The organism is Achromobacter sp. SIMBA_011 (assembly GCF_046535435.1).
GTDB classification, from domain to species: Bacteria; Pseudomonadota; Gammaproteobacteria; order Burkholderiales; family Burkholderiaceae_B; genus Achromobacter; species Achromobacter dolens.
The window spans coordinates 325,413-342,587 of record NZ_JAWRWN010000002.1; the positions used below are offsets into that span (position 1 = coordinate 325,413).

Sequence of the window (17,175 nt, forward strand, 5' to 3'; positions counted from 1 at the left end):
GAGGCCGCCATGCCCATCCTGACCATCGGCAACGCCGAGCTGCATTTCGACATCGAGGGCCAGGGCGACGCCGTGCTGGCGCTGGCCCCCGGCGGCATGCTGTCGCACCGCGAACTGTGGCGCGTGACGCGCGACGGCCGGCCGCGCGAGTATCCGGATCCGGTCGCCGCGCTCGCCAGCCGCTACCGCGTGATCGCCCCGGACCAGCGCAACGCCGGCCGCTCGCGCGCGCCGGTGCTGGCCAGCGACGGCTGGACCACCTATGCGCGGGATCACCTGGGCCTGCTGGACGCGCTGGGCGTGCAGCGCTTCCACGTGATCGGCTCCTGCATCGGTTCGTCGTTCGCGCTCAAGCTGTGCGAGCTGGCGCCCGAACGCGTGGCGTCGGCGATCCTGCAGCAACCCATCGGCATCGCCGGGCAGGAGGGCAAGCGCGGCGAGTCTTTCGACCAATGGGCCGATACCGTGCGCCAGCGCGATCCCGCCATCGACGAACGGGCCCTGGAGGGCCTGCGGCACAACCTGTTCGGCGGCGATTTCGTCTTCAGCGTCAGCCGCGACTTCGTGCGGCGCAACCCGATTCCGCTGCTGATCCTGGGCGGCAACGACCCGTTGCATCCGCGCGCCGTCTCGCTGGAGCTGGCGCAACTGGCGCCCGCGGCCACCCTGGTGGAAGCGTGGAAGACGCAGCCGCGGCGCTATCTCGACGCCATCCAGGACTTCCTGGCGCGGCACCCGGCCTGAGCGCCGCGGGACTGTCAGCGGCGCTGGACGGTACGCGACGCCGGGCGGTGAGCGTCGCCGGGCCGCTATGAGGCCGCCAGCGCCTGCCGCGAGCGCCGCGCAAGGCGTTCGAGCAGGGCGCTGGCCAGGCTTCCCGCCAGCGCGAACCCGACCGCCACCCACAAGGCCCAGGTGGCGCCGGCGCGGGCGTTGAACACAAAGCACGCCGCCACGAAGGCCGCGCCCATCGTCTGGCCCAGCAGCCGCGCCAGGCCGGACAGGCCGCTGGCTACGCTGGCGCGGTGCGCCGGCACGCTGAACATGATGAAGCGCTGGTTGGGCGACAGGAACAACCCGAACCCCGTGCCGCACAACGCCATTGGCAGCATCACCGCCCACATCGGCGCGCCGGCCGGCAGCGCGCTCACGGCCAGCAGGCCGGCGGCCAGCAGGGCCAGGCCGACCATGCCCAGCAGGCTGGCGGACATCCGGTCCGACCACTTGCCCGAGAACGGCGCCAGGCAGGCCCCCATCACCGGCCAGGGCGCGATCAGCATCCCGACCTCGGCGATGTCGCGCCCCAGCGTCTGGTTCAGCAGGAACGGCAGCGCCACCATGGCCGCGCCCTGCGCCGCGAAAGCCAGCACGCACACCAGCACCGCCAGCGAGAAGGGCGCCAGGCGCAGCAGGTCCAGCGGCACGATGGCGTGCGCGCTCAGGCGTTCGCGGCGCCACAGCAACGCCCAGCTCAGCGCCGCGAGCACCCAGATCAGGGCGGTGTTCCCGTCGGGCTGCGCCACGCGTTCCAGGCCCAGCACCGCGAGCCCGAACGCCAGCGCACACAACACGGCCGCGCCGGCATCGAGCGCCTTGCCGTCGCCAGGCAACCTGGGCAGGTGCCGCCCGGCCAGCGCCAGCGCCACCAGGCAGAAGGGCACGTTCACATAGAACAGCCAGTGCCAGCTCAGCACCGTCAGCATCGCCGACGCCAGCACCGGCCCGCCCGCCAGTGAGGCGGCCGCGATCATGGCGTTCAGGCCCATGCCCCGGCCCAGTTCCTCCTTGCGGTAGATGGCGCTCACCAGCGCCATGTTGCAGCCCATCAGCGCCGCGGCGGCCAGGCCCTGCGCGGCCCGGGCCGCCTCCAGCGACCACAGCGACTGCGCCGCGCCGCACCAGACGGAGGCGGCCAGGAACAGCCACAGCGCCGGCAGGAACACCCGCCGGTGGCCGAGCTTTCCGGCCAGGGCGGCCAGCGGCAGCATCGTCGCCACCATGACGAGCTGATAGATCGTGACCACGCCGATCACGTCGGCGGCGCCAACGCCGAGCTGCGCGGCCATCGACGGCAGCGCCGTGTTCGTCATGGAGGTATCGAGCGTCGCCATCGAGATCGACAGGGACACGGCCAGCATCGCGTAGCGGCGCGCGGCGGGTGTCAGGGGAGCGGGGAGAGAAGCAGCGGGCGTGGACATTGCGGTATACGGGGGGCAGAGAAACGGCTCCCAGTATGAAAGCCGCGATCCTTGCGGTGAATAGCAAAATCCGTAAACCAGCCTTGCAGATATGAAATACTGGAGCCGCATGGCATCCCGGCGGCAAGGGCCGCGAAGCGAGGGCAGGGTGAACCGATCGGAAGGCATGGCGTTGCTGGTGGCGGCCGTGGACCAGGGCAGTCTCAGCGGCGCGTCGCGCGTCAGCGGGGTGTCTTTGGCCTCGGTCAGCCGCCACATCAGCGCGTTGGAAGAGCGCATTGGCACCCGGCTGCTGGTGCGTTCGACCCGGGCGCTGCGTTTGACCGAGGCCGGTCAGCGCTATTACGCCGAGGCCAAGCGCCTGCTGGCGGACATGGACGAACTGGAGAGCAGTATGCGGATCGATGCCGCCGAGCCCTCCGGCCGGCTACGCGTCACGGCGCCGACGCTCTACGGCCGCGTGCATCTGCAGCCGCTGCTGGCCAAGTTCCTGGTGCTGCATCCCAAGGTCACGCTCGACCTGCACCTGCTGGACCGCCCCGTCAACCTGCTGGAAGAGGGCATCGACCTCGCGGTGCTGGTGGGCGAGCAGCCCAGCTCCAGCCTCGTCGCCCGGCGCCTGGGATCCATCCGCTGGGTGCTGAGCGCCTCGCCCGATTACCTGGCGCGGCGCGGCACGCCCCGCAGCCTGCAGGACCTGACCCAACACGACGGCCTGGTGTACAGCCACCTGGCGACCGAGGACATGTGGACGCTGATGGACAAGGGCAAGCCCACCGTCGTGCGGGTGCCGACCCGCATGCGCTCGAACACCGTGGATGGCGTGGTCACCGCCGCCGCGGCCGGCGCCGGCATCGTCTACGCGCCGGCCTGGGCCATCGCCGACCACGTCGCGGCGGGCCGCCTGCAACCCTTGATGGTGGCGTCGGAGACCCCGCCCCGGCCCGTGTTCGCGTTGATGACGCACCAGCGGCTGATGGCCGGCAAGGTCCGCTCGCTGGTGGAGTTCCTGGTGGAAAAACTGCGGGAAAAATCGCTCAACGAGCTATGACCCGCCAGGGCGTGGCGCGTGCCGGCGTGCCGGCGGGCCGGCGTTCAGAGGCCGTCCAGCAGCGCCTTGCCGGTCTCGTTCGCCGACTTGCCCTGGTTGACGGCATCGGTCAGCGTCGTCACGAACCACGGCAGCACCAGCTTGGTGTCGGGGTCGGACAGGCCGACGCGCAGGCGTTCCTGGGGGGCGGCGGGGGCGGCGTCGGCGCTGGCGGAGAGAGCGCTTTGCGCCGGGGCCGACGTGGCGCTGGCGGGCGCGGCCGGCGGTTGGGCCAGGGCGGCGGCGCTGGTCAGCAGCGTGGCGGCAAGCAGGGGAAGGCGGCGAAGGCAGGGCATGGGGAACAGGCTCCAAAAGGCGGGGCGGTTCGATCATCAGCGCCCCGCGGACATCGGCGGGCGCCTGGGAAACCGTTGCCGCTATTGTGTGACGGCGCCGGGCGCCTGGATACCAGGGAGTTGTGATGGTGTGTGAATTTCTGTCCGCGCGCGGCAATCCGGCACAATCCCTGATTCGTGACGGAGAATCCGATGGCTGAAACCGACCCCGGCGGTCCCGCGCAGGCGGACCTGCTGCCCTATACCCACGACGGCATCCCCGCCCAGGAGACCGGGCTGGCCAATCCCGCGGCGCAGGACGGCCGCCTGCGGGTGGTGCTGCTGGCGCCCGACCCGGCATCCGCCGCCCCGTTGCGCGATCGGGCCCGCGAGATCGCCAGCGACCTGGCCGCCCGATCGGACGCCGGCTTGCGTTTCCTCTGGGACGCCGGCCGCACGCCCGACGATCCCGAGCATCCGCCGGCAGCCTTCCTGCAAGGTTTCACGCCCTCCGACCTGGTGGTCGCCGCTGACGGCAGCTATGTCGTGCACTTCGCGCCGCACGACGCCGCCTGGTTCATGGCGGGGTATTGGCCGGCGCTGCGCTACTCGGCCGGACATCTGCCGGTGGGCTGGACGTGTGAATCCTGACGCGGCGGGGCGCGGATGGAGCCCGGCGGCCGGGCCGATCCGTCCGCATCCTGCGCCACTGCCCCGGGTCGATCTCTTGACAGCCGACCAACCAACTAGTAGATTGGTTGCCATGAACCTGGAACTTTCCTCCCGCGCCCTCGAAATCGTCGACCAGACCCGGCAGTTGCTGGCGAGCGGCGGCTATCACGGCTTCAGCTATGCCGACATCTCCGAGCGGGTGCGCATCGGCAAGGCCAGCATCCACCACCATTTCCCGACCAAGGCGGACCTGGTGCTGACCGTGGTCACGCGGCATCGCGAGCAGGCCCGCTCGGGGCTGGCGGCGCTGGACCAGCATGTGACGGATCCGCAGGCGCGCTTGATGGCGTATGCGGACTACTGGGCCAAGTGCATCCGCGATGGTTCGATGCCCATGTGCATCTGCGCGATGCTGGCAGCCGAATTGCCGATGATCCCGCAGGCGGTGGCGGACGAGGTGCGCGCCTATTTCGGCGAGCTGACCGCGTGGATCGGGTCGGTGCTGGGCGCGGGTGTCGCCACGGGGCAGTTCCAGTTGCGCAACGGTGTTCTGGTCGAGGCGCAGGCCTTCATGTCCACGATCCACGGAGCGATGCTGACGGCCCGGGCGCTGGGCGCGCCCGAGGCATTCACGACGATCTCGCACGCGGCCATCAGGCAGTTGTCGACGCCGGCGTGATGGCCGGCCCGCGCGCGCCTTCGGGTGCGCGTTTTTTTGAATGACTTAACCAACCAACTAGTTGGTTGTTTTATGAATTTACCGGGCGTCATTGCCCATGTCTGTCCACGTTGTCGGCGCTGTCGCCAATCCCTGGCCGCGCCTGCGCTTTCAAGGAGCCCTGCCCATGCCGCATCCCATTTCGCCTCTCGGGGCCGCACACACCCTCATCAGCCTGGTCCCCGCCTTCGCGGGCCTGTACAGCTTCGTCCGCTACCGCGGCATCGACAGCGCGACGCCGGTCGGCAAGATCTATCTGGGCGGCCTGGTGGTGGCGGTGCTGACGTCGTTCGGCCTGTCCAGCACGGGTGGATTCAACCCCGGGCATGCGCTGGGCATCCTGGCGTTGCTGTCGGTCGCGGGGGCGCTGCTGCTGTCGCGCCTGCCGCCCCAATCGGCGGCGCGGGCTCATCTGTCGCAACTGGGGTTCGCGTTCAGCTTCTTCCTGATGTGGGTGCCGGGGATCGCGGAGACGCTGACCCGGCTGCCGGTGTCGCATCCGTTGGCCGACGGGCCGCAGTCGCCGCTGGTGCGCGGCGCGCTGGCGACGTGGTTCGCGGTCTTCGTGCTGGGCGCCATCACGCAGCAATGGTGGATCCGTTCGCAGCGTCGCCGCGCGCCGTCCCGCTAGCCAGGTGATGCCGCGCGCGCCGGCGCGCGGCCAGGGGACTTGCCATGAGCGCCAACGCCATTGACCCGATCGATCCGCTGCGCATCGACGCGGTGCGCGACCCGTACCGTCTCGAACGCCTGCACGCGCAACTGCGGACCGACCGCGCGATGCGCGCGCGGGCGGCGGCGTTTTCGCGCATCCACGCCGCGCAGACGCAGGCGGTGTCGGCAACGGCGGCGGTAGCGGCGTCTCAACCAACGCCGCCGGGCGCGCCTGCCTCGACAGCGTCATCCGCGCCGCGCGCCGCGGCCCCGAAAATGGACGCGCCCGGCATCGCGCTCGAACCCTTGCGCGACCAATACACGGCGCATTGCCTGAAGCTCGCGATCCAGGCGTTCCGTGATGAACAGGCTCGGCTGCAGGCGCGCACCGTCGCGACCAACCGGGCCGAACGCGATGCCCAGGCGGCGTTGCAGGCGCGCGCCGAGGCCGCCAATGACCTGGGCACGATTCAGGGCCTGCTGCCGCAACTGCCATATCGCTTCGTGGCGGGGCTGCCGGCGATCCTGCCGTCGCAGATCGTGGCCGCGCCCGGCCCCGCGCCCATCACGGTGGGGCCGGTGGCGCAGGCCGCGGCCTTGCGCAATGCCATCGACGATGCGCTGGCCGGCGATCCCGCCCAGCGCGCTCGCAACCGCCGCCCGCGCCCGAGCGAGGAATGATGCGCGGCCGGCGCAACGCCGGCGGTACGCGCCGAGCGCAGCCGTAACGGGCGCGGCCACCGCGGTCCGCGTCGCTGGCACATCGCGGACACGCACAGGCGCGGCCGCCAGGGCATGCCGGCCAGCGCGCGCCCCGGCTTCGCATTCAGCGTTCCGTAAATCACCTTTCAAACGCCCTCCAAACCTAGGGTTAGTTCGCGTATCCGGCCGTTTTCGGAAGGACTACATTGACTCATTCATTGGAACCAAGTCTCATTTTTTGGAACTTTATGGCCTCACTCGAAAACGCAGCCATCATTCTTCGCCTGATCAACAAGCTCAATCGCAAGGTCACGGTGACGGACCTGGTCGAGCACCTGGGGATGCCGAAAAGCTCGGCGTCGCGCCTGTTGGCGCAGATGAAGGAACTGGGGCTGCTGGACCGTGAGGAGAGCACCCGCGCCTATGGCCCGGGGGTGATGATCCTGGAGCTGTCGCGGATGGTGCGCGAGACCACCTCGCTGTCCGCGCAGATGCAGGACGCGCTCAAGCGCCTGAGCGCCCAGAGCGGCCACACCGGCTACATCTCGGTGCTCGAGGGGCGCGACGTGATGGTGCTGCACGTGCAGCAGGGCTCGCATCCACTGCGCGTCACGACCTATCCCGGACACCGTTCGCCCAGTTGGGCCACCTCGACCGGCCGCGTGCTGCTGGCGCGCGACAGCGACGACAAGGTGGCCAAGCGGCTGGGCAAGCAACTGCCGTTCATTTCCGACGAAGCGCCGCGCACCGTGCCTGACGTGCTGGCCCGTCTGCGCGATGTGCGCGAGTCCGGCTTCGCCGTGGCGATCAACGAGGCCATCCCGGGGGTGGCCTCGGTCAGTTGCGCCGTGAGCGACCCGGTGTCGATGGAGCGCTTCGCCATGTGCCTTTCCTTTCCGGCGGCCCAGGCCGATGCCGCCAGCGTGCAAGCGCTGGCCGCGGACCTGCTGACGGAAGCCAGAAGCCTCGGCCGCATCGTGTGCGATCCGGCCTGGGGATCCCCCGTTCATGCCCTCCACGAGTCAGCACCATGATTGATTCCACCCCCCGTCACGCCGCCCAAGGCGGCGCCACCGCGCAGGAAGACCCGCATCCAAGAGCGCTCTCGCTGTCCAACCTGGTCCTGTTGGCCGCACTGAGCGTGTTTGGCGCGGTGATCGGCATCCAGTTGATCGTGACCCTGGGCGTGACGCCCAACACCTCCATCATCGGCGCGCTGGTGGCGATGATCCTGGCCCGCGTGCCGATGCGCCTGCTGCGCTCCTACCGCTCGGTCCACACGCAGAACCTGGCGCAGACCGCCATCTCCTCGGCCACCTTCGGCGCGGCCAACAGCCTGCTGCTGCCGCTGGCCATTCCCTATCTGCTGGGCCGCCCCGACATGGTGCTGCCGATGTTCCTGGGCGTGGGGCTGGCGATGCTGCTGGACGCCTACATGCTGTACCGCCTGTTCGGCAGTTCGGTGTTCCCGGCCACCGGCGCCTGGCCGCCCGGGGTGGCCGCGGCCGAAGCCATCAAGGCCGGCGACCAGGGCGGCACGCAGGCCAAGCTGCTGGGCCTGGGCATCGTGGTGGGCGCGGTGGGCTCGTGGTTCAAGATCCCGATGTCGGCGTTCGGCGTGGCCTTCATCGGCAACATCTGGGCGCTCGGCATGTTCGGCCTGGGCCTGCTGCTGCGCGGCTATTCCGAGCCGCTGTTCGGCATGGACATCAACAAGCAGTACATCCCGCACGGCGTGATGATCGGCGCCGGCCTGGTGGCGCTGATCCAGGTGGCGATGGTCATGCGCGGCAAGGCCGGCCCCAAGGCCAGCGGCCCGGCCGGTCCCAGCGTCGGCAGCAGCCTGCGCCTGGGCGGGGTGGGGTACATCCTGCTGTCCGCCGGCATTTCGCTGCTGGCCGGGCTGTATGCCGACATGCCGCTGCCGATGCTGCTGGGCTTCATCCTCTATGCCGCCTTCGCCGCGCTGGTGCACGAGCTCATCGTCGGCATCGCCGCCATGCACTCGGGCTGGTTCCCGGCGTTCGCGGTGGCGCTCATCACCTTGCTGCTGGGCCTGTTGATCGGCTTTCCGCCGCATGCGCTGGCGATCCTGTGCGGTTTCTCGGTGGCGACCGGCCCGGCCTTCGCGGACATGGGCTACGACCTCAAGGCCGGCTTCATGCTGCGCGGCAACGGCGCCGACATGGCTCTCGAACTGGAAGGCCGCAAGCAGCAGTTGATTGCCGCCATGCTGGCCTTCCTGATCGCGATCCCGGTGGTGTACTTCAGCTATGGCGCGCTGTTCGCGGGCGGCCAACTGCCGCCGGTGGCCAAGGTCTACGTGGCCACCATCAACGCCGGCGCCACGCCGGGCATCGCGCAGATGCTGCTGGTATGGGCCATTCCCGGCGCCATCATCCAGTTGATCGGCGGCCCCAAGCGCCAGCTCGGCGTGTTGCTGGCCACCGGCCTGCTGATCGCCAACCCGCTGGCGGGCTGGGCCGTGGCGGCGGGTATCGCGCTGCGCCTGTTGATCGAGAAGGTCGGCGGCGAAAAGCACCGCAACCACATGGAAGTGTTTGCCGGCGGGATCATCGCGGGCGACGCCATCTTCAGCTTCTTCAGCGCCGCCATCACCTCTCATTTTGGCAAGAAGTGATTCCCCCTTCTTGCCGTCTTTGCCCGAAAGGAAATCCATCATGAGTCTTTCCCAGACATTGCAGGCCTTCGAAGCGCTGGACAGCGCGCACGCGTCGGGCCACACCGTGGCCACGCTGCTCGAAGGCCATCCCGGCGTCAGCGTCACCGTCACCAAGATCACCGGCGCCAACGGTTCCACCGATTTCGTGCGCATCGTCATTCCCGGCGCCCAGGGCAAACGCGCCGGCGGGCCGGCGCCCACGCTCGGCATCGTCGGTCGCCTGGGCGGCATCGGCGCGCGGCCGGGCCGCATTGGCCTGGTGTCCGACGGCGACGGCGCGGTCGCGGCCGTGGCCGCCGCGCTCAAGCTGGCGCACATGCAGGCGCAGGGCGACGTGCTGGCCGGCGACGTGATCATCGGCACGCACATCTGCCCCGATGCGCCGACCCGTCCGCACGAACCGGTGGATTTCATGGATTCGCCGGTCGACATGAAGGCCATGAACGAGCAGGAACTCAGCGCCGAGATGGACGCGGTGCTGTCGATCGACACCACCAAGGGCAACCGCATCATCAACCACAAGGGCTTCGCGCTGTCGCCGACGGTCAAGCAGGGCTACATCCTGCGCATGTCGGAAGACCTGCTGCGCATCATGGAGACGACCACCGGCCGTCCCGCCGCCACCTTCCCGATCTCGCTGCAGGACATCACGCCCTACGACAACGGCGTGTACCACGTGAACAGCATCATGCAGCCGTCGGTCGCCACCGCGGCGCCGGTGGTCGGCGTGGCCATCACCACCGAGAGCGTGGTGCCGGGCTGCGGCACGGGCGCCAGCCACGAGGTCGACATCGCGTCCGCCGCCAAGTTCGCGGTCGAAGTGGCCAAGGAATTCACCCAGGGCAAGTGCCAGTTCTTCGACCGCGACGAGTACGCGCTGCTGCTCAAGCTCTACGGTTCGCTGGCCCATCTGCAGGGCGAGCAGGTCGCCAAACACTGAACGCACGGGAGCGCCATCATGTCCGCCACGGCCAAGCTCGGCACCATCACCATCGGCCAGGCCCCCCGGCCCGACATCACGCCGATTCTCGAACGGCACCTGCCGCCCGGCACCCCCTGCCTGCACGCGGGCCTGCTCGACGGCCTGGCGCGCGATGAGATCGAACGGCGCTACGCGCCGCGGGCCGGCCAGGCCACGCTCATCACGCGGCTGCTGGACGGCTCGTCGGTGGTGGTGGACAAGGCCGCCATGCTGGCGCTGCTCACGCAGAAGATCGCGGCGCTGGAGGCGCAGGGCTGCGCCTTCGTGCTGGTGCTGTGCACCGGCGCGTTCGACGACCTGCGCGCCGCCAGCGCGTGGCTCATCGAGCCGGACCTGATCGTCTCGCCCACCGTCGCCGCCCTGGCGGGCGCGCGGCAGGTGGGCGTGATCGTGCCGCTGGCGTCGCAGGTGGCGTCCGAGGCGCACAAGTGGCGCGCGCTGCAACACGCGCCGCTGTGCGCCGTGGCCTCGCCCTATGCCGACGGCAGTGAGTCCCTGGCCGAGGCGGCCCGAGAACTCAAGCGGCAGGGCGCCGACCTGCTGGTGCTCGACTGCATGGGGTTCGTCGAACGCCATCGGACGGCGGCCGCGGCGGCGTCCGGCCTGCCGGTGATGCTGTCGAACGCGGTGATTGCGCGGCTGACGGCGGAGCTGCTGACACAGGCAGACTGATACGCGCGTGTTGACGGCGGCCGGCTAGTAACGTATCGTTTTGCGCAGTTACTATCCGAGCGTCGCCATGCACTCCCGTTTCGACCGATTCCGCGCCACCCCGCTCGGGCAGCAGCTCGAGGCCCTGATCGATGAGCCCGGCCGCTACCTCGAGTACGCGGCGCTGTCGCGGGTCGGCGTGGCCGCCGTCGCCGCCATCAGCGATGACATCGAGAGGTTGTTTCCCGAAGTCGCGGCGGACACCACCGCGCGGCAGTTCTGCGGCGCGCTGGTGGCCGACCTGATGCGGCGCCAGGGGCACGACGTGGTGCAGGCGCGCGGCCGGGTGGCGGGCCCGGTCTTCAGCTATGGCGCGGTGTTCAGCCCGCGGCCCGTGGCGCTGCCGTTCGCCGGCGTCATCGACGAGCTGGCGCGCATGGCGGACGCGCTGGCCGGCCTGATGGGGCGGGTGCCCGCGGCGTGGCGCACCCGCCGGCCCGAAGGCACCGGCTTTTCGGCCACCGAACACGTCTGCCACCTGCGCGACCTGGACGCCGTGTTCACCCAGCGCATCGCGGCCATCCTGGCCGCGCCGCTGCCGCGCATCGATTCCGTCGACGGCACGGCCATGGCGGCCGAGCGCGACTACCAGGAACAGGACCCGGATGCCGCGCTGGCGTCGTTCCGCCGCGGCCGGGCGCAGTTGTGCGCCTCGCTGCGCAAGCTGGACGTGGCGGCGCTGGCGCGCTGCGGCCTGCGCGACGGCCTGCACCGCATGACGCTGGAGCAGATCGCGCGCGAGCTGCTCGGCCACGACCGCACCCACTGCCAGGAATTGGAGGAACTGCTCGCCGAGCTGGCGCCGCCGGCCGCCCGCGGCAAAGGCGGCGCCGCATGAGCCGCGCGTCCGCCGCGCCGCCGATGCTGCTGATCCACGGCCTCATCGGCGCTTTCGATGTCGACGCGGGCCTGCCACCGCACGCCGCGCCGCCGCTGCTGGGCTACGGCGAACACCAGGCGACGCCGCCGGCGCGCATCTCGCTGCCGGCGCAGGTTGAGCACCTGCGCGCGTTCATCGACACACATTTCGATGGCGTCGCGGTCGACCTGGTGGGGCATTCGGTCGGCGGCGCGGTGGCGATGCTGCTGGCGCAGGCCTATCCGCAGCGGGTGCGCCGCATTGTCAATGTCGAGGGCAATTTCACGCTGGCCGACGCGTTCTGGTCGGCGTCCGTGGCGCGCATGAGCGCGGGCGAGGCCGAGGCCATGCTGGACGGCTTTCGCGCCGATCCGCTCGGCTGGCTGGGCGGCGCGGTGGCCGAGCCCCGGCCGCATTGGCGCGACACCGCCGCCCGCTGGCTCGCCCAGCAGCCGGCCTCGACGCTGCGTGCCATGGCGGCGTCGGTGGTGGCGGTGACGGGCGCGGCAGGTTACCAGGACACCTTGCGGCAGGTGTTCGCGCGCCATCCTGTGTACCTGCTGTCGGGCGGGCGTTCGCACGCCGGCTGGAACGTGCCAGACTGGGCCTGGCGCGCCTGCGCGGGGCGGCAGGCGCTGGACGGCTGCGGCCACCTGATGATGCTGGAGCGGCCCGAGGCATTCGTGGCGGCGCTGCGCCACTGCCTGGGGCATGACGGCAATTAAGGCGGCGCATCGGCTATATTTCCAGCGCCTCCTGTCTCTCGCGGGCCGTTGCCGGCCCCACTGAATCCCATGTCCGAAAAACCCGTCGAACCGCAAGCCGTCCTCAGCCCCAACGCCCGCTACGCGATCTTCATCGTCGCCACGCTGAACCCCGGCGCCGACAACGCCGCCGCCGTGCGCGCCTGGTGCGAAGACGTCGGCAACCTGGTGCGCACCGTCGGCACGCGCGCGGTGGCGGCCGACCTGTCCTGTGTCTGTGGTTTCGGCTCGGCGGCCTGGGACACGCTGTTCGGCGCGCCGCGGCCCGCCGGCCTGCATCCGTTCCGCGAGATCGGCGCGGGCGAGCGCGTCGCCGTCTCGACGCCCGGCGACATCCTGCTGCACATTCGCGCCGAAGCCATGGACGCCTGTTTCGAGCTGGCCACCTTGCTGGTGGCCGCGCTGGGCTCGGCGGCCACCGTGGTCGATGAAGTGCATGGCTTCCGCTACTTCGACCGGCGCGCCATCATCGGCTTCGTCGACGGCACCGAGAACCCGCAGGGCTTCGAGCTGCCCGGCTACACCCTGATCGGCGACGAGGACGAAGCCTTCGCCGGCGGCAGCTACGTGCTGGTGCAGAAGTACCTGCACGACATGGCCGCCTGGGAAAAGCTGTCGACCGAACAGCAGGAACTCATCATCGGCCGCCGCAAGCTCACCAACGTCGAACTGCCCGACGACGTCAAGCCGTCGTACTCGCACAGCGCCCTGACCACCCTGGAAGAGGATGGCCAGGAGATCAAGATCCTGCGCGACAACATGCCGTTCGGCCGCGCCGGCGCCGGCGAATTCGGCACCTACTTCATCGGCTACGCGCGTTCGCCCAAGCCGATCGAACAGATGCTCGAGAACATGTTCGTCGGCCGTCCGGCCGGCAACTACGACCGCCTGCTGGACTACAGCCGCGCCGTCACCGGCAGCCTGTTCTTCGTGCCGTCGGCCGAGCTGCTGGACGAGCTGGCCGGACGCGAAGGCTGATCGGTATCAGTCGGGAATCTGCGGCTCCACCAGCCGCATCAACTGCGCCAGCGATTCCTGCCAGCCCAGGTAGCACATCTCCGGCGGAATCACCGCGGGGATGTTCTCCTGCACCACGGTCATCTCCGTGCCGCAGGAGACCTTGCGCAGGGTGATGGTGGTCTGCATCTGTCCCGGCAGGTTCGGATCGTCGAACTGGTCCGTGTAGCGGATCTTCTCGCCCGGCACCAGTTCCAGGTACTCGCCGCCGAAATCGTGGGCGTGGCCGGTGCCGAAATTGCGGAACGACATGCGATGCCGCCCGCCCACCCGCGCGTCCAGTTCATGGACCTCGCAGGTGAAGCCGTAGGGCGGCAGCCAGCGCACGACCGCGTCGGGTTCGAGGAAGGCGCGGTAGACGCGTTCGGGAGTGGTGCGCAGGACGCGATGCAGGGTCACGGTGCCAGTCGTCATGATGAATCCGCCTTTGAAGGGAAGTTGAGCGTACTGGTTCGACGTTCGAGCATCCCGCGGATCGACATGACTGGCATGGGGACAAACCCTAGGTCGTCGCCCAGTCGGCTTGCGCCGTCGTTTCCCGCAGCAGCACATCCTCATAGAAGGCGCCGATCGGCAGCGCGCGGTCGCGCACCTGGATCTCCAGCACCCAGATGCCGTCGGCGGGCACGAAATCCGCCTGCGCCAGTTGGTGCTTGCCGTAGAGCGCGTGCGGAAAATCCGCCACGCGGTGGCCCGGGATCTCGCGCACCAAGTCGCAGCCGTGCTGGCGGGCGTGCGCCTCGGCGCGGTCGTACAGGGCGGCGCCGGTCAGGCCCTGGAGCCAGTCCTCGCGGGTGCGCTCGAACACCTGGCGCGCGGCCTCGGCGCAGCGCTCGCGGTCGGCGTCGGCGCCCAGCACGAAGGTGTCGCCGTAGTCGCCCTCGTAGCCGTCCCAGACCGGGCCGATGTCGACCACGAACACGTCCTCTTCCCGCAGGCGGCGCTGGAAGTCGGTGGGCTGCACCGCGGGCGACTGCGAGTCGGGGCCGAAGCGGATGTAGGTGGGGTGCCAGTTGTGCGACGAGCCCATCTGGCGCAGGTGCGCGTCGGCCGCGTTGACCGCCTCGCGCGTGGTCATGCCGGGCCGCATCAGCGCGGCGATCTCGCGCACCGCGTCGCGCGAGCGGCGGCGCGCCTCGAGGATGCCGGCCAGGGTGAAGTGGCTGCCGACCCGTTCCCAGGGATGGGCGGGGGCGGCCGGCGCGCCGGCGGCGGCCGCGTCCTGCGAGGGCAGGAACGCTTCCGCGTGGAAGCGGTCGCGCGCCAGCCCGGCGGCGCCCAGCCGCTCGCGGGCCGCCCGCACCATCGCCGGGTTGCCGCAGGCGTAGACCACGGTGCGGGTCCAGTCATGGTCGGCGGCGAGGGCGGCGTCCTGCACATGCCAGGGGGCGGCGGCCTGCGCGGCGGGGGGCTCCGACAGCACGGCGTGCCAGGCGAAGCCGGCGCCCTTGCCCTGCAGCGCATTGAGCAGCGGCCCCGCGTAGCAATCGTCCTCCGTCCGGCCGCCCCAGTAGAGCGTGACGCGCTTGAAGCGCGGGTCCCGCAGCGCTTGCATCAGGATCGGATGGATGCCGGCGTAGCCGGTGCCGGTGGCCAGCAGCACCAGGTGCTCGATGTCCGCGGGCCAGCCGTCGGCCGGCCAGACGCAGGCGCCCTGCGGGCCTTCCAGGGACAGCGTATCGCCGGGCATCAGGCGCGGCAGGACGCGTTCGGTGAAGCCGCCGCCGGGCATGCGGCGGATGTGGAATTCGAGTTGCGCGGGGCCGGCGGCGGCGGGCACGTTGGCGATCGAGAAGGGGCGCTGGCTGCCGTCTTCCAGCAGGAAACGCACGTGCTGGCCGGCCTGCCAGGTGAAGGCGGCTTCGCCGCGCACCGCGATGACCAGCCGGGTGACGTCGGCCGTCAGCGGCGCGCGCGACAGCACGGTGGCCTCGCGCCGCTGCAGCGGCCGGGGCGGGGCCTGCCAATGCGGAAACCGCAGCGTCAGGTCGCTGGCGGCGCGGCACTGGCACATCAGCAGTTCGTCGTCGGCGGTGACGTAGGAACGTTCATTGGGCGGCGCGATGCGTTCGTGGCGGCCGGCGGTGACCACCGCCCGGCAGGCGCCGCATTCGCCGCGCTGACAGGAGAAGGGCACGGCCGCGCCCTGGGCCAGCGCGGCGTCCAGGATCGAGGTGGCGTCATCGCAGGTGAATTGGCCGCTGGCGAGCGTGATGGTGTAGGTGGACATGGCACGGTTCCGAAAGACGGGGCGATGGGCGTAATGTAGGGATAGAATGGCTGGGTGAAATAGGGCCATTTCCATGAATATGAGCAAGCCACTTACATGAGCAAGCCACTGATGCGCGATGCCCGGCTGGAATCCAGCCTCGACCTGCCGGTCGACCCGCCGCGCGCGGGAGAATCCAAGCAGGCCTGGGTCTACCGCCAGATCCGCGAACGGATCCTGCGCGGCGTGCTGCCCTCGGGCGGGCGGCTGCCGTCCACCCGCGACCTGGCGGCGCGCTGGCACGTGGCCCGCTCCACGGTCGAGGCCGCCTACGACCAGTTGCGCGGCGAGGGCTATACCGCAGGCGCGGTCGGTTCCGGCACCTACGTGGCGGCGGTCATCCCGGACAATTTCTTCCGGCGCGGCCTGCCTGGCGATGACGGCGCGGCCAGCGGACCGGGCGCGGCCGCGGCGCCTGACCGCGCGCGCGCCGCGGCGGGCGGGCAGGCCGCCGGGGCCGCCGATCCGTCGGCCCCGGTCCCGCGCCGTGACGCGTCCTCCTTCATGGCGCGCAGCGCCGACGCCTCGCTGTTCCCCATGGAAACCTGGCGCAAGGGCCTGATGGCCAGTGCCCGGCGCGTCACGCCGGCGCAACTGGCGCACGAGGATCCGTTGGGCTGGTATCCGCTGCGCGAGCAGATCGCCCGCTACCTGGGCGCCGCGCGCGGCATCGCCTGCGACGCCGGCCAGGTGGTGGTGCTGACCGGCATCCGCGACGGCCTGGACCTGAGCGCGCGCCTGCTGCTGACGCCGCGGGACAAGGTGCTGGTCGAAGACCCCGGCTACCTCAACGCCGAGCCGCTGTTCAGCCAGTACACGCGGCGCATCGTGCCCATCGCCATCGACGAGCACGGCTTCTCGGTCGCGCGCGCCCGGCGCCAGCGCGGCGCCCGGCTGGCGCACGTGACGCCGGCGCATCAATCGCCCACCGGCGTCACCATGCCCGTGTCGCGTCGCCTGGAACTGCTGGATTGGGCCGCGCAGACCGGCTGCTGGATCCTCGACGACGACTACGACAGCGAGTTCAGCTACGACGGCGCGCCGCTGGCGGCGCTGAAAAGCCTGGACAGCGCCGACCGCGTGATTCACTTCGGCAGCTTCAACAAGACGCTCTTCAATGCCTTGCGCATCGGCTACGCGGTGGTGCCGCGGTCGCTGGCGCCGGCCTTCGCCCGCGCGCTCTACGTCACCGGGCGTTCGTGCAGCGTGATCGAGCAGATGACGCTGGCCACGTTCCTGGAGGACGGCGGCTTCGCGCGCCACGTGCGCAAGGCGCGCTCGGTCTACGCCGGCCGCCGCGACCGCGTCATGGCCATGCTGCGCGAGACGTCAGGCGCGGCGCCGCTGCGCGTCAGCGGCGAGCAGACCGGCTTTCACCTGGTGTGGTGGCCGCCGTCCGGCTTCGACGTCGCGGCCCTGCTGACCCGCGCCCGTGAATGGGGCGTGGGCATCCAGCCGGTCGCGGACTTCTGCCGGCGGGTGTCCTGGCCGCAAGGCGTGGTCATCGGCTACAGCGCGCGGCAGGACGCCGACCTGGACCGGCTGGAAGCGCTGCTGCGCGAGGCCATGCCTCGCTAGCGC

At 70.6% G+C, this 17,175-nt stretch carries 18 protein-coding genes; 14 read left to right on the forward strand and 4 right to left on the reverse strand.

The window, feature by feature from the left end; translation table 11 throughout:
* The first annotated feature begins 9 nt into the window (after window positions 1–9).
* Window positions 10–744: an alpha/beta fold hydrolase gene (locus SB816_RS08705; RefSeq protein WP_116791803.1), complete on the forward strand. Its 735-nt coding sequence runs from the start codon at window positions 10–12 to the stop codon at window positions 742–744.
* Between the two features lie 65 nt (window positions 745–809).
* Here the strand turns inward: SB816_RS08705 and SB816_RS08710 are convergent, their stop codons facing one another.
* Entirely contained in the window at window positions 810–2,198 is a 1,389-nt protein-coding gene (locus tag SB816_RS08710) for an MFS transporter (protein WP_240317285.1), read from the reverse strand.
* A 148-nt stretch (window positions 2,199–2,346) separates the two neighbouring features.
* On the opposite strand from SB816_RS08710, the gene SB816_RS08715 reads away from it, so the two are divergent.
* Window positions 2,347–3,249 (forward strand): LysR family transcriptional regulator, encoded by a 903-nt coding sequence (locus SB816_RS08715; RefSeq protein ID WP_240806379.1) that lies wholly within the window; start codon window positions 2,347–2,349, stop codon window positions 3,247–3,249.
* A 44-nt stretch (window positions 3,250–3,293) separates the two neighbouring features.
* On the opposite strand, the gene SB816_RS08720 is transcribed toward SB816_RS08715, so the two are convergent.
* Entirely contained in the window at window positions 3,294–3,584 is a 291-nt protein-coding gene (locus SB816_RS08720; protein WP_054502899.1) for a hypothetical protein, read from the reverse strand.
* 192 nt (window positions 3,585–3,776) lie between these two features.
* Here SB816_RS08720 and SB816_RS08725 point away from each other — a divergent pair, with 192 nt between their 5' ends.
* The 11 genes from SB816_RS08725 to SB816_RS08775 all read left to right on the forward strand — a co-directional run bounded on the left by SB816_RS08725 (window position 3,777) and on the right by SB816_RS08775 (window position 13,286).
* Window positions 3,777–4,214: a hypothetical protein gene (locus tag SB816_RS08725; RefSeq protein WP_240806380.1), complete on the forward strand. Its 438-nt coding sequence runs from the start codon at window positions 3,777–3,779 to the stop codon at window positions 4,212–4,214.
* A gap of 112 nt (window positions 4,215–4,326) precedes the next feature.
* A complete protein-coding gene (locus SB816_RS08730) occupies window positions 4,327–4,914 on the forward strand; it encodes a TetR/AcrR family transcriptional regulator (RefSeq protein ID WP_410546814.1) in 588 nt (195 codons plus the stop codon).
* Window positions 4,915–5,080: 166 nt separating this feature from the next.
* Window positions 5,081–5,584, forward strand: a complete 504-nt coding sequence (locus tag SB816_RS08735) for a hypothetical protein (RefSeq protein WP_054502897.1) — start codon at window positions 5,081–5,083, stop codon at window positions 5,582–5,584.
* Window positions 5,585–5,628: 44 nt separating this feature from the next.
* Complete coding sequence (locus SB816_RS08740) at window positions 5,629–6,288, forward strand: hypothetical protein (protein ID WP_410546815.1); 660 nt, start codon at window positions 5,629–5,631, stop codon at window positions 6,286–6,288.
* 269 nt (window positions 6,289–6,557) lie between these two features.
* Entirely contained in the window at window positions 6,558–7,343 is a 786-nt protein-coding gene (locus tag SB816_RS08745) for an IclR family transcriptional regulator (protein ID WP_054502895.1), read from the forward strand.
* The gene (locus SB816_RS08750; protein WP_116791798.1) at window positions 7,340–8,950 is read left to right on the forward strand and encodes an OPT/YSL family transporter; all 1,611 of its coding nucleotides are present in this window, start codon (window positions 7,340–7,342) and stop codon (window positions 8,948–8,950) included. The genes SB816_RS08745 and SB816_RS08750 overlap by 4 nt, the downstream gene beginning before the upstream one ends.
* Window positions 8,951–8,990: 40 nt before the next feature.
* A complete protein-coding gene (locus SB816_RS08755) occupies window positions 8,991–9,932 on the forward strand; it encodes a DUF1177 domain-containing protein (RefSeq protein WP_054502894.1) in 942 nt (313 codons plus the stop codon).
* Between the two features lie 18 nt (window positions 9,933–9,950).
* The gene (locus SB816_RS08760; RefSeq protein WP_175166695.1) at window positions 9,951–10,646 is read left to right on the forward strand and encodes an AroM family protein; all 696 of its coding nucleotides are present in this window, start codon (window positions 9,951–9,953) and stop codon (window positions 10,644–10,646) included.
* A gap of 67 nt (window positions 10,647–10,713) precedes the next feature.
* Window positions 10,714–11,523: a DinB family protein gene (locus SB816_RS08765; protein ID WP_410546816.1), complete on the forward strand. Its 810-nt coding sequence runs from the start codon at window positions 10,714–10,716 to the stop codon at window positions 11,521–11,523.
* Entirely contained in the window at window positions 11,520–12,269 is a 750-nt protein-coding gene (locus SB816_RS08770; protein WP_054502892.1) for an alpha/beta fold hydrolase, read from the forward strand. The genes SB816_RS08765 and SB816_RS08770 overlap by 4 nt, the downstream gene beginning before the upstream one ends.
* A gap of 69 nt (window positions 12,270–12,338) precedes the next feature.
* A complete protein-coding gene (locus SB816_RS08775) occupies window positions 12,339–13,286 on the forward strand; it encodes a Dyp-type peroxidase (RefSeq protein WP_054502891.1) in 948 nt (315 codons plus the stop codon).
* A 6-nt stretch (window positions 13,287–13,292) separates the two neighbouring features.
* On the opposite strand, the gene SB816_RS08780 is transcribed toward SB816_RS08775, so the two are convergent.
* A complete protein-coding gene (locus SB816_RS08780; RefSeq protein ID WP_116791795.1) occupies window positions 13,293–13,739 on the reverse strand; it encodes an SRPBCC family protein in 447 nt (148 codons plus the stop codon).
* An 88-nt stretch (window positions 13,740–13,827) separates the two neighbouring features.
* Entirely contained in the window at window positions 13,828–15,555 is a 1,728-nt protein-coding gene (locus SB816_RS08785) for a M24 family metallopeptidase (protein WP_410546817.1), read from the reverse strand.
* A 96-nt stretch (window positions 15,556–15,651) separates the two neighbouring features.
* Here SB816_RS08785 and SB816_RS08790 point away from each other — a divergent pair, with 96 nt between their 5' ends.
* Window positions 15,652–17,172, forward strand: a complete 1,521-nt coding sequence (locus tag SB816_RS08790) for a PLP-dependent aminotransferase family protein (RefSeq protein WP_410546818.1) — start codon at window positions 15,652–15,654, stop codon at window positions 17,170–17,172.
* Window positions 17,173–17,175: the final 3 nt, after the last annotated feature.

Excerpts from the sequence above, each read along its gene's own strand:
- SB816_RS08705 (WP_116791803.1), top strand. The coding sequence starts at position 10 with ATGCCCATCCTGACCATCGGCAACGCCGAGCTGCATTTCGACATCGAG.
- SB816_RS08710 (WP_240317285.1), bottom strand. The coding sequence starts at position 2,198 with ATGTCCACGCCCGCTGCTTCTCTCCCCGCTCCCCTGACACCCGCCGCG.
- SB816_RS08720 (WP_054502899.1), bottom strand. The coding sequence starts at position 3,584 with ATGCCCTGCCTTCGCCGCCTTCCCCTGCTTGCCGCCACGCTGCTGACC.
- SB816_RS08725 (WP_240806380.1), top strand. The coding sequence starts at position 3,777 with ATGGCTGAAACCGACCCCGGCGGTCCCGCGCAGGCGGACCTGCTGCCC.
- SB816_RS08730 (WP_410546814.1), top strand. The coding sequence starts at position 4,327 with ATGAACCTGGAACTTTCCTCCCGCGCCCTCGAAATCGTCGACCAGACC.
- SB816_RS08735 (WP_054502897.1), top strand. The coding sequence starts at position 5,081 with ATGCCGCATCCCATTTCGCCTCTCGGGGCCGCACACACCCTCATCAGC.
- SB816_RS08740 (WP_410546815.1), top strand. The coding sequence starts at position 5,629 with ATGAGCGCCAACGCCATTGACCCGATCGATCCGCTGCGCATCGACGCG.
- SB816_RS08745 (WP_054502895.1), top strand. The coding sequence starts at position 6,558 with ATGGCCTCACTCGAAAACGCAGCCATCATTCTTCGCCTGATCAACAAG.
- SB816_RS08750 (WP_116791798.1), top strand. The coding sequence starts at position 7,340 with ATGATTGATTCCACCCCCCGTCACGCCGCCCAAGGCGGCGCCACCGCG.
- SB816_RS08755 (WP_054502894.1), top strand. The coding sequence starts at position 8,991 with ATGAGTCTTTCCCAGACATTGCAGGCCTTCGAAGCGCTGGACAGCGCG.
- SB816_RS08760 (WP_175166695.1), top strand. The coding sequence starts at position 9,951 with ATGTCCGCCACGGCCAAGCTCGGCACCATCACCATCGGCCAGGCCCCC.
- SB816_RS08765 (WP_410546816.1), top strand. The coding sequence starts at position 10,714 with ATGCACTCCCGTTTCGACCGATTCCGCGCCACCCCGCTCGGGCAGCAG.
- SB816_RS08770 (WP_054502892.1), top strand. The coding sequence starts at position 11,520 with ATGAGCCGCGCGTCCGCCGCGCCGCCGATGCTGCTGATCCACGGCCTC.
- SB816_RS08775 (WP_054502891.1), top strand. The coding sequence starts at position 12,339 with ATGTCCGAAAAACCCGTCGAACCGCAAGCCGTCCTCAGCCCCAACGCC.
- SB816_RS08780 (WP_116791795.1), bottom strand. The coding sequence starts at position 13,739 with ATGACGACTGGCACCGTGACCCTGCATCGCGTCCTGCGCACCACTCCC.
- SB816_RS08785 (WP_410546817.1), bottom strand. The coding sequence starts at position 15,555 with ATGTCCACCTACACCATCACGCTCGCCAGCGGCCAATTCACCTGCGAT.
- SB816_RS08790 (WP_410546818.1), top strand. The coding sequence starts at position 15,652 with ATGAGCAAGCCACTGATGCGCGATGCCCGGCTGGAATCCAGCCTCGAC.